Origin of the sequence: Desulfurococcus sp. (assembly GCA_026626905.1) — an archaeon.
In the GTDB taxonomy this organism is placed as follows: Archaea; Thermoproteota; Thermoprotei_A; order Sulfolobales; family Desulfurococcaceae; genus Desulfurococcus.
On record JAPNUX010000003.1, the window covers coordinates 196016 to 207592 of the forward strand.

10 protein-coding genes are annotated in these 11577 nt (G+C 46.8%); 3 read left to right on the forward strand and 7 right to left on the reverse strand.

Annotated features, from left to right (window positions below; genetic code table 11):
* Window positions 1-8: 8 nt before the first annotated feature.
* The 4 genes from OWQ48_03120 to OWQ48_03135 form a co-directional block, all read right to left on the reverse strand.
* Window positions 9-716, reverse strand: a complete 708-nt coding sequence (locus OWQ48_03120) for an energy-coupling factor transporter transmembrane component T (GenBank protein ID MCY0868205.1) — start codon at window positions 714-716, stop codon at window positions 9-11.
* A complete protein-coding gene (locus tag OWQ48_03125; protein ID MCY0868206.1) occupies window positions 713-2113 on the reverse strand; it encodes an ATP-binding cassette domain-containing protein in 1401 nt (466 codons plus the stop codon). Before OWQ48_03125 ends, OWQ48_03120 begins: the two co-directional genes overlap by 4 nt.
* Window positions 2114-2224: 111 nt before the next feature.
* The gene (locus OWQ48_03130) at window positions 2225-3466 is read right to left on the reverse strand and encodes a phosphoglucomutase (GenBank protein MCY0868207.1); all 1242 of its coding nucleotides are present in this window, start codon (window positions 3464-3466) and stop codon (window positions 2225-2227) included.
* Window positions 3450-4586 carry an NDP-sugar synthase gene (locus OWQ48_03135; GenBank protein MCY0868208.1) on the reverse strand — a complete coding sequence of 379 codons (1137 nt, stop codon included), beginning with the start codon at window positions 4584-4586 and terminating at the stop codon, window positions 3450-3452. The genes OWQ48_03130 and OWQ48_03135 overlap by 17 nt, the downstream gene beginning before the upstream one ends.
* A gap of 187 nt (window positions 4587-4773) precedes the next feature.
* On the opposite strand from OWQ48_03135, the gene OWQ48_03140 reads away from it, so the two are divergent.
* A complete protein-coding gene (locus tag OWQ48_03140) occupies window positions 4774-6288 on the forward strand; it encodes an SLC13 family permease (protein MCY0868209.1) in 1515 nt (504 codons plus the stop codon).
* A 23-nt stretch (window positions 6289-6311) separates the two neighbouring features.
* Here OWQ48_03140 and OWQ48_03145 read toward each other — a convergent pair whose 3' ends face one another.
* Window positions 6312-6881: an inosine/xanthosine triphosphatase gene (locus OWQ48_03145; GenBank protein ID MCY0868210.1), complete on the reverse strand. Its 570-nt coding sequence runs from the start codon at window positions 6879-6881 to the stop codon at window positions 6312-6314.
* 215 nt (window positions 6882-7096) lie between these two features.
* Between OWQ48_03145 and OWQ48_03150 the strand changes: the two genes are divergently transcribed.
* Window positions 7097-8425, forward strand: a complete 1329-nt coding sequence (locus OWQ48_03150) for an MFS transporter (protein MCY0868211.1) — start codon at window positions 7097-7099, stop codon at window positions 8423-8425.
* On the opposite strand, the gene OWQ48_03155 is transcribed toward OWQ48_03150, so the two are convergent.
* Window positions 8422-9696 carry a glycoside hydrolase family 1 protein gene (locus OWQ48_03155; GenBank protein MCY0868212.1) on the reverse strand — a complete coding sequence of 425 codons (1275 nt, stop codon included), beginning with the start codon at window positions 9694-9696 and terminating at the stop codon, window positions 8422-8424. The genes OWQ48_03150 and OWQ48_03155 overlap by 4 nt on opposite strands.
* 150 nt (window positions 9697-9846) lie before the next feature.
* A complete protein-coding gene (locus OWQ48_03160; GenBank protein MCY0868213.1) occupies window positions 9847-10038 on the reverse strand; it encodes a hypothetical protein in 192 nt (63 codons plus the stop codon).
* 138 nt (window positions 10039-10176) lie between these two features.
* Here OWQ48_03160 and OWQ48_03165 point away from each other — a divergent pair, with 138 nt between their 5' ends.
* Window positions 10177-11577: a phosphoglucomutase gene (locus OWQ48_03165; GenBank protein MCY0868214.1), complete on the forward strand. Its 1401-nt coding sequence runs from the start codon at window positions 10177-10179 to the stop codon at window positions 11575-11577.

Here is an 11577-nt window from a genome sequence, read left to right on the forward strand (position 1 = left end):
TAGAGGAGTCATAGCGAGGTTTCGTGGAGTACTACAAGTAGTACTAGAAGAGCAGTGATTAAAGCTAGGAGAAGCAAATCCATTAAGTTAACCTTAATTACTACACGCGTTCTCACTAGTCTAAGTCCTCGTATCTCAGCACTTATACCACTCCACACAGCTCTATTATAGTTTACTGAGAGAAGAGGAGTGAGAATGGAGGCCAGGTCTGAAGGCTTCAATGGTATCCTACTATACCCCCTCTGCTTTCGCATGAAGAGCACCTCCTCCAGATCCCTCTTAATCAATGGAATTGACCTTAACGCGTAGGATACAGCGAGAGCAATAGAGTAGGGGAGTCCAAGTTCTTTCGTAAGCCCTCGAGCAATCTCGCTACTGCTGTGCGTTAAAGCGAATACTCCACCAGCACCAGCTATTAGTAGCAGCCTGAGAGATACAATGGTAAACTCTTCTAGAGCGTGTCTTCTAATAGTGAGGAAGCCGATCTCAGCGACAGCCGGGCCAGTGTTAGCGAAGACCAGAGCGTTAACGAAGACCCCGAACAAGCCTATAGCTACTAAAGTTAGCAGATACACCACTCTTCTGCCCCCGTAGGTAAAGCTAATAGCTATGCTTACAAGCGAGGCTACAGTAAGCCAGAGGGTATCTCTGACGATGAACGCTAGTAGCGTCATTACAATAGCATATATGAAGGATGAGTAGACGTGCGGCTTCACGTATACCCCCTGCTAATAGATTTGTACATAGCTTCAACTACACTACACTTATCGGCTTCGCGAACCCCTCCATCTCCAACCACGTAGACTCTATCAGCTACATCTGCAATGAGCCTCGGGTCATGAGTTGCTATGAGGATACCGCGCTTCTTCAACTTTAACTCTCTGAGGAGCTCGATAAGCCTGTTGTACAAAGCATAGTCTATCCCGGATGTGGGTTCATCAAGTATCATTAAGCGTGACCCGTAGGCATAGGAGATAAGTAGAGTCAACCACCTCCTCTGACCATGGCTTAAACGGAGGGGGTGTAGCCGGCGTACCTCACTGAACCATGGGTACATTGACACCAGCTCCTCGAACCCTACGCCTGTTCTACGGGATACATCTAATAGCTCTTTTTCAACGCTTCCATGAATGAAAGCTATATCCGGGTTCTGGGGGGCGTAGAAGACTCCTCTACCACCACCTTTAACCTCGCCTTCCAGTGGCCTAATGAATCCTGCTAGTGTCCTCAGTATAGTAGTTTTACCCGAGCCGTTAGGTCCTGCTAGGACTACCACCTCACCGCGTCTTACATGCATGTTGACGTCTCTAACTAGTGGGGTATTATACCCGACTGATAGACCCCGTGCTTCAATTACTACTTCACCACTAGAATTAGAGGCTTCTCTGCATTCAACTGCCTTCTCGTAGTTAACTGGGAAGCCTTTCCTCAGGGCCTGTATCTTACGCTCTGCAAGCACGTAGACCTCGTCAACTACATCAGTGAAGAATTCCACTTTATGCTCTGTGAGAAGGATTGAACACCCCTTCTTCTTCCCTTCAGCAATGATCTTCTTGACTAGCCCTACCCCATTCGGGTCAAGGCTTGATGAAGGCTCGTCAAGCAGAAGTACTCTTGGATCATGTATTATTGAGAGCGCTATAGCTAAACGCTTTTTCTCACCACCAGATAAATTCTCCACGTGCTCCTCCGCTTTGCCAGCTAAGCCTAGAGTCCCGAGGATTTGAAACGCCTTCCTCCTAGCCTCCTCGTAACTGTAGCCTCTTGCTTCTAAGACCACTGTAGCTTCATCGAGAGGTGTCGGGTAGATGATCTGCCTCTCCGGATCCTGCATTATAAAGCCTACTTCACTGGGTATCCTAGTGTACTCACTGTAATCCAGGGGGTTTAAGCCGTTGAGGCTGATAGAGCCTTCTACAACCCCGTTTAGAAAGTGCTTGAGAACACCTGTAACCGCTAGGAGGAGTAGTGTCTTGCCCGTACCCGAGGGCCCGGCCACCATTACAGTTCTACCAGTCTCAACTCTCAGCGTGCTCTCAACTATGACAGGATGCTTGGAGTTGAAGCCGGCTAGCTTGATCTCCGCGTGTATCCCGTTATCCACAGCACTCACTCTCTGTAATCTAACTAGTAATCAACAGGTTATTTGATGTAAAGTTAATAGTAGCTTGCTGAGAGGGAAAATGGCTTTAGAAGTGTTCACTGTAGTGTGCATGCTTGTGCTTCAGGAGAGTTCTGTTTTCTCAGTGAATAATACGTAAGAGCCGGATTCAGGATTATACATGTATGTCTCTAGAACACCTTTCCCTAGAGCTCTAAACCCCCACAGCGTCCTAATACAGTTCTCGCCACTACAGAGAGCCTCTACATCCCTCGGATTCTTCTGGCTGGATGTGATTAAGCTTCTCACAGCTGCGACTTCCCTGTATACTTCATCCCTCTGGAGGCTTAAGGCTTCGAGTAGCTGAGCAAATATTACGATGGCATCATAGCCTAAACTGAATAAGGGTGTTATGAACTCGCCTCTACTATTCAAGGCCATCACAGGTCTCTCTTTTCTCACAGTCTCTATGAACTTCTCTTCATCCTCCACTATTTTCACGTGGTATCCTTTCTCAGCCAGGTACCTGGCTACAGTTGTCGAGGTATTCTTCTCGAGCACGATGCTGCTTCCAGCAGGATACCTTGTTAGCACTGCTAGAAGTATTTCCTCGGGAAGCAGGAAGCCTATTTCCCTCAAGTATACTGCTAGCGATGATGCATCAATATTGAAGACTACGCCTATATCAGCACCAATGGCTCTAGTGGATAATGCCACCTTCCCCATATCACTCGTCATGGGGTAGGCTCCTGATTCAACTCTACCACTACTCATTAATGTATGCTCTAATCCAAGTGAAGCCATCATTTTCCTCAGGATATCGCCTGAAGCACCATGACTGTAGCTTGCAACAATATTGAGTCTAGCTGCTGAGACATCATCAGATTTAATGAAGCTTATCAATGCTGAAGCATAGAGCTCGTGCATGTATTCAGCGTAGTTAACCCAACCGATACTAGTAGTTGTGCTACCCGGCGGGGAGCTTATCGCTGATACTACATCTACAGCGTTCTTCCCAATTAACTCATACCCGGGTGCTTTATACAGCCTTATGGTAATAAAACCTGGTCTCGTAGGGCTTACATGAATGTTGAAGCCTCCAGTAGCCCCAAACCGCTTCATGCTGAAAGATATCTCGCCGTTAACAGCCTCGTGGAAGTCCATTACATCGCAGCCAACACTCATTAATCCAGCTGTTAACGCCCTCTTAAGCATCCGTGAGACCGGGGTTGAATCTCTTCCACTTACAACAAGAGCTTTTCCTCCAAGCTTCGAGCCGAAGACTACTCCAAGCATTACTACATCCTCAAGTCTTATATCAGTTAGAGGCCTACCTGTTATCCTCCCATCAAGCACTCTGAGCATAAGGAGATACCACCTCAACCGGCTCCATAATGCTATTCCTTAGCTCGCCTGAAACAATACGTCTAGTTCCAATAATAGATGAGTAGACTCGGGTCTCCCGAGATATCTTCACGTTATTCATGACTATGGAGTCGTATATTACTGAGTCCCTGCCTACAATAGTGCCATGCCATACTATACTCTCCACCATCCTCGAGCCCTCCTCTACTACAACCCCATCCTCTAGCACAGCGTATGGTCCTACCACTGCTCCCTCCTTCACTCTAACCTCTCTACCAATATAAACTGGAGGCCGAATTTCACCTCTTACATCAGATGATGGGTGAATATATACTCCTGGCGAAACCTCTGTAGCAGGAGGCTTTATACCTGCAATCTTCCCGTCGAGAAGATCCCACATAACACTCTTATATGTGTCTATTCTGCCAATATCACTCCAGTAGACTCTATGGCTTAAAACATATCCTTTAACCTTAAATCCATTTTCAACAAGATAAGGGAATACATGGCGCCCAAAGTCCATTAACCCTGGGTTTCTCTCGAGGACTTCGAGCACGTAGGGGTTGAAAACGTATATTCCAGCGTTAACTAGATTCTCGTATGCAGATGTACTTCTCCTTCTGTAGTAGGCTAGACTGAGCAGGTATGCTTCAAGAGAGACAGGTTTTTCAACAAATAATGCTACATCCATGTTTTCATCTAAGTATACTACGCCGTAGGGTAGGGGGTTCTCAACCTGCTTAAGAGCTATTGTTGCAGCAGGGTTAGCGGATAAGTGGTACCCGTATATCTCACTGTAGTCGGCGTTACATATGACATCCCCCATTGCCACGATGAAGTGGTCTCTAATGTAGTTGCCGAGTAATCTGACAGCATCAGCTGTATCCTTGGAGTCCAGTAGGACTGGTTTAGCGTGGGGGTGATTGCTGAAATACCTCACGATCTGCTCTCCGAGGTATCTAGCAGCTATAACTATCTCTTTAAATCCACGGGTATTCAAGTAATCTACGATATGCTCTAGTATCGGCTTGCCAGCTAAAGGCACCATGGGTTTAGGGACAATCCTTGTCAAAGGGTACATTCTACTTCCTAATCCACCAGCTAAAAGGATGACAGTCAACCCTAATCCATCCCTAGCTAATTATCTTGGTCTTCCCGAGATAATAAATTCCTAAGAGTAAGATAGTGCGGCATGCTCTGCTAGTCTGCTGGATCTCCATTAATATCACTGAAAGCAGGCTGCTACTAAGTGTTTTAAGCTTACCTGGCATACCTACTGCTGGTAGCGAATACTGGAGGGAGCATGAATGAGTATAGGAAGGCTTATCGCAATCATGTCTGTAATATTCATTATATCATACCTGCTGATGTCTTTCATTCACCTCTCAGGGCCTATGGGCGAGCAGATAATTGAGATCATGAGAAGAGAGTACGGATCAACCATAGATCCTAATTCAAGCTACGCTGTCTTCGTTGAAGCACTCACAATGACGATATTCTTCACGGTAATAGCGCTTACAGTAATTAAGATGGAGTGGCGGGTAGCAGCTGCTGCAGCAGGTATCGGTATACTAGCTTTAACAGGTATTGTACCCCCGCAGAACTTCGTTAACTACGCTGTAGACTGGAATTTAATATTATTCCTAATAGGCTCCATGACGCTCGCCGGTATTCTAAAAGAAGCCGGGGTTTTCAAGAAGCTCGCAGTGAATTTAATGGAGAGGAGTGAGTCAGCCTCAATTCTACTCACCCTCCTCGGATTATTCTCAGCGTTTTCATCGATTATCCTAGGTGAGGTTACAAGCATAATCTACGCTATGATGATAGTATTAGAGTTAAGCAGGATTCTAAAGGTGAGCGTGAAGCCTCTTATAGTATTCACTGTACTAGCTACGAACACAGGGAGCCTAGCGCTACCTATCGGCAACCCTATAGGCTTGTACATTGCTTTCCAGGCTGATATACCGGTCGTGGAGTTCGTGGTGAGGAGCTTTACGCTCTCACTGCTCGAGTTAGCTATCTTGATATTGCTATTCAAGCTAATACAGCGTAGCTACGTTAGTAGGCTAGACTCCGAGCTGAAGGCTTCGAGAGAGCAGATCCTGAAGCTAGCTACAAGCAGGACTCTCGAGGTAAATCATGAAGCTGAGAGACGCTTCAGAATGGGTGTTCTCGTTCTCTTCGTTTTCATCACGCTAGTAGTATCAAGTGAGTACATTGCTAAGCTATTAAGCGATCTGAGCCATGTTAGTGTATCAAGCTCCTCGCTACTAGCCTTCACACCCTACTTCTCGATAGTACTAGCGTTAATTCTAATAGACCCAGCCCGCATGAACGAGCTGGTTTCTTCAGCAGTCGAGTGGCCATCAGTAGTATTCTTCATATCACTCTTCATTCTAGCGTACTCTCTAAGCTATACAGGTGCAATAGCTAAGATAGCATACATGATTGCATCGGTAGCTGAACCCGGTACATCCTGGGGTAACATAGCGGTAACCAGCGTGCTTCTCACAGGCTCAGCGGCTTTAAGCTCTGTTCTAGACAACCTTTCAGTTGTAGTGACACTAATGCAGCCGACAATCCTGCTGGTTAAGCTAGGCTTAACTAGCATGACGTACTTCGCCCTACTCTACGGTGGAGTACTCGGAGGCAACTACACGCCTATAGGGTCGACAGCTAACATAATAGCGGTATCTATGGCTGAGAGAAGTAAGATGAGTGTTTCATGGGGTGAATGGCTTAAAATAGCCTTTGTAACCACGACGTCCCAGATCATTATGGCGCTAGCATGGAGCTACATGTGGATTATGACAGGTGGTTAAAAATGCTGTTAATGAACACTGGTTTAAGCCTCATATAGGTTCTCGTTAATTAATGGTATTAGCGCCATTACTGTAGCCATATAGCTTAAATCCATTCTGACTACAACACCTTTTGTCAGCAGGCTGATGAATCCTCCTTTATCCCCTATACTCTGTGTACCATAATACTCATCCACTACTTCTTCAAGCTCTCTTCTAGCACCTGAAACCACTAGCTCAGCGAACCTGCGCGGCACCTTAAACATTGGGGAAAACCCCAGGCTCCACCTACCGTTCACTGCTTGAATCCATGCTGCTTCAACATCATAGTAGTCTCCGTTAACTAACACCCAGCCGGCTTCAACGCCAACCCCGTACTCGCAGTCGTCGAGCACGCTCATAGCGTGTAAAGCCCTCCTCCTGGCTCCCTCGGTGATGGCTTGAAAGCCTATAGGCTGTGGTGGAAGACCTAAGTCTACGTTGGGATCACTGTGCATGGAGATCACGTTACCGAAGAACCTCGAGAAAGCTGCTACCACGCCCTTAATCTTTGCAGGATTCCTCGACCCAATACATACGACGACCCTGCCAGCTCCTCCTTGATGCTGACTCATAAGTATCCACCAGTACACAAGGCGCTGCCACTATGCAAATGAAGACTGCTGGAAGTTAAAATTTGAAGTGTGAGAATGTATTTTCAGGGATCATTATGGTGGCAGCATAGTATACGGTATTCTAGTGTAGTGTATTGCCTTCCTCATGTTAGCTGAACCTAAGGCTTATTATCGGTCTGTTCAATGATCTCACGTACCACCATGAGGTGTAAATAATGGGGGGTATTAGGAATACTATCGCTTTCACAATACTAGTAGTAATGGTGGCATTCGAGGTAGTCGATATGCAGCTACTTCCACCCAACTACGTTCAAATAATGCAGGAGTTCGGTGTAACAGAAGCGCAAATGGGGTTTGTCTCATCAATCTTCATAGCTACAAACGCGTTAGCGACAGCAATGTGGGGATTTCTATCTGACGTGGCAACTAGAAAGAAGCTTCTCCTCATAGGAGTGTATAGTAGTAAGATACCGTGCTTGCTGACAGCGTTCGCACGCAACTACTGGGAGCTCCTCTTAATAAGATCAATGACAGGTTTATCTATAGGTTCAATAACGCCCATAGCATACACGCTTATAGCAGACTTATATGAGGAGGCTAAGAGGGGGAGAGGCTACGCGCTTATAGGAGCTAGCTCTGGGCTAGGCACTCTTTTCGGAATGATTCTAGGAGGCTTCATACCAGACTGGCGTTCCCCCTTCATTTACGCGGCAATTCCTAACATGATACTGGCACCCATATTCTACGTTATATTCCAGGAGCCTAAGAGAGGTATTAGCGAGAGCGCGCTCAGAGAGATATACGAGAAAGGCTTAGAGTACAGGTATAGAATATCCTGGGAAACCTTGAAATCTAGTCTTAAAACTAGAACGAATATACTGTTGTTTACTCAGGGAGTTATAGGTACCTTCCCATGGGGTGTCGTGGTCACCTGGCTTATATCCTTTCTGATAGTAGCTAGAGGGATGATTAAGAGTACTGCGACAATAGTACTAATGTTAATCGGGCTCGCCCAGATCCTAGGCGGTATTATCGGCGGGCTACTAGGAGACTGGGCTGAAAGCAGGAGGCGTGGAGGTAGAGCTGCATTAACAGGTTTAGCTATATTCGCAGGTATGATTGCCGCTATATACTTCATAGTGCATCCATGGCCTTCGAAACCTAGTCTCCTCGATTTGCTGCTCATCGCTGCCTACGGGTTTGGACTACTACAGGTGGTAAGCTATGCTGGACCGAATGTACGCACAATTCTATCTCAGGTGAATCCACCTGAGGCTAGAGGTACAGTCTTCGGGGTCTTCACAATCCTCGATAATGTTGGCTGGGCGATTGGTCCAGTGCTTGATGGACTACTCATAGAGTACTTGAGGAGCCTTGGCTACAGCGATCCACTAGCCTACCAGTGGGCGCTTATTATCTCAGTGCTAGCATGGCTACCCTGTTCAGCTATATGGGTGTTAATATACAAGCAGTACCCGGTTGACAGGGATAGAATTGCAGGTATACTCGAGGAGAGAGCTAGAAAAATCCTGGGTGAGGCTTAATCGAGTATCTTTTTCTCACCATACTTCTCTAGAAGTTCATCCCTAATAACGCTGGTTCTAGCTATCTCACCGTATATGTAAGCGCTTTTACGCGGCTTCCGCTCAAACGTATTGTAGTCGACTTCCACTAAACCAAATCTCTGCTCAAAACCCTTATCCCACTCGTAGTTGTCGATGAAACTCCAGTAGAAGTAGCCTTCAACCGGTACACCCTCCTTGACAGCTTTCGAGACGTACTGGAGGTGTCTTATAATGGAGAGAACTCTTAACTCGTCATCGTCAACAGAAACCCCGTTCTCTGTTATCACCACACTCCTACCGGTTTCACTATAAGCTTTCTCCACAGCCTCATATATCCCACGTGGATAGATACAGTAATTCATCTTAGTCCAGAGCCCGGTGTCAAGTGGCTTTACATCAATGAAGAGCTTGAATGGATTCCAGCTATGCTTAACTAGCCAAGCTGAATAGTAGTTAACTCCAATATAGTCTAGGCTGCTCTCTTTTACTCTAAGCTTTCTCCCAAGGAATTCTGCTGACCCGTTAAGTACTCCTTTAATAAAAGACCAATTGTACGATTCATCGATCATGCGTGTCTTCTCAACATCGCGGCGTCTCTCCGAGAATGGTTTAAACGGTATAATGTTCTGTGCTATGCTAACTCTCACTCCCCTCTTACTCAGAATATGGTAGGCTTCACTGTGAGCCTCCACAAGGTTTACCAGGGCTTCTCTAGCTTTACCGATGCTCTTGTAGCCTGGAGGCCACTCGCCTCTCATGAAGCCCATGAGAATGTAGATGTTTGGCTCATTGAAAGTTATCCAGTAGTCTACTCCACGTATACTATCAGCTACTTTCTCAACAAACCTCAGGAAGAACCTTATGTTATCTCTCTTAATCCATGAGCCTTTGCTGCTAAACCACGCTGGGCTCGTGAAGTGGTGGAGTGTTATCATAGGTTTAATATTATTCTTGGCGAGGAGGTCTAGTATTTCAGTATACCTGTTAAGAGCATCCTCGTTGAATACATCTTCTCTAGGATATAAGCGGCTCCACTCTATGGAGAACCTGTAGGCACGGTAGCCCAGCTTACTCATTAACTCTATATCCTGCTTATACATCTCCCAGTGGTTGCATGCTTTACCCGACTTGTAGGGTAGTCTACCTTCAACCTCCCACTTCCACCAGTCGTTATATATGTTATCGCCTTCAACCTGGTGTGCTGCAGTAGCTGTCCCAAAGAGGAATCCACTAGGGAAGACTACAGGCATGCACTCCCCCTACAAGTGGGATCAAAGTAGCTGGTATAAGAATTAGTAATCTCATTAGATGATACTACCATTTAAGCCTGCGGCAACTCCAGCCAGCATTAACTATTAGAGCTGGTGGAGTGAAAGAACCCTGTCCAGCGAGTTTAAAGCCTACTTCTGCTTGGACAGCTTTCTCTTCTCCTCTAGTATCCTGAGGAGATCCTCGCTCTTCAACTCGGCTAGCTCTTCAAGCCTCATGTTCTCGAGGATGCTTCTAGCCAGGTCTCTAAGAGAAGGATCTAAATCCCTGAGTATTCCTTCTATTACCTCCTTCCGAGACCTCCCAGGCTTGTATAAAGCCAATGAAACCCCCATTATACTGGTAGTTTAATACCAGCTTATATAGAGGCTTAAAGCCGGCTCTCCTCGAGCTCCTGCTGCTACTGTACTGAGTGAGACATAAATCCCTGGATTAAAACTCTAGGTAACTCGTGGTGTGATATGCCTAGGCTTTTTGGTACTGCAGGCATAAGAATGAGATACCCTGAGGAAATAGATCCCGTGCTAGCTTACAGGATTGGGGTTTCAACAGGTAGCCTAGGGCTCGCGAGGAAAGGCTACATAGTGTACGATACCAGGGTTACAAGCCACGTGCTAGCCTACTCTTTCGCAGCAGGTCTAGCTGCATCAGGGAGCGATGTCTCAGTAATAGGCTTAGCACCAACCCCTGTAGCAGGATACGCAGGGTTGAAGCATAGAAGCATAGGGGTTAGTGTTACAGCCAGCCACAACCCCCCGGAGTACAATGGCTTCAAGCTGTACGATACAGAGGGATATGAGTTCACGCGTAGCCTAGAAGAGAAGATAGAGGAGCTTCTAGAGGCTCCAGTAGCTTTAAGGTGGGATAAAGCTGGTAGAATAAGCTACGAGCCAGGAGTCCTCGACGACTACATCAGGGATCTCCTAGAGCACTCTCAGCCGAGCGCGAGGAAGTGGAGTCCTAGTGTGCTCGTGGACTGCGCTAATGGAGCCTCAAGCCATGTAACCCCGCTGGTAGCCCGTTCTCTTGGCGGCATACCAGTTACAGTCAACTGTAACCCGGATGGATTCTTTCCTGGGAGAACACCTGAGCCTAGAGTAGACGTGCTGGAGAAACTGCTCCCATTATATAGGAGTGCCGAACCAGCTGTAATCTTCGCGCATGATGGTGATGCAGACAGGCTGGCCGTTTTAGACCCTGTTGAAGGCTTCATAAGGCAGGATAGACTGCTAGCCCTCTACGCTAAGCTGCTACTAGAGGAGAGGAAGGGGCTTGTAGTAGTAAGCATTGATACAGGTAGAGTCGTCGATGAAGTCGTAGAATCCATGGGGGGTAGAGTGGAAAGGTATCTTCTAGGGAAGACGCATGAGAGAGTTAAGGAGCTAGGTTTAAGTAGTGTAGCCATGGCAGGCGAGCCCTGGAAGCTCATAGACCCGTCATGGGGGCCGTGGGTTGACGGTATAAGACAGGTGGCACTACTCACGAAGCTCATTGTAGAGAGAGGTAAGCCGCTAGCCAAGATACTCATGGAGGAGGGGATACCTGAGTACCCATGGGATAGGAGAAGCTTCCTGCTCGACCCCCCTGAATCCAGGATCCACGTTTACAGGGATCTCGTGGAGGAGTTGAAAAGCAGGTTAGGCGAGCCGGCTAAAATCATAGATATTGATGGATACAGGTTCGAGTATAGTGACGACTCCTGGATACTCGTGAGAATCAGTGGTACAGAGCCCAAGCTGAGAGTCTACGCTGAAGCGAAGAGCCGTGATAGACTGAAGGAGATAATAGAATCCGTTAGCAAGATTATCAAGGAGTCCGCTTTAGCAAGAAATGCTTGTGTGAAAGCTATTACAATCGGCTAA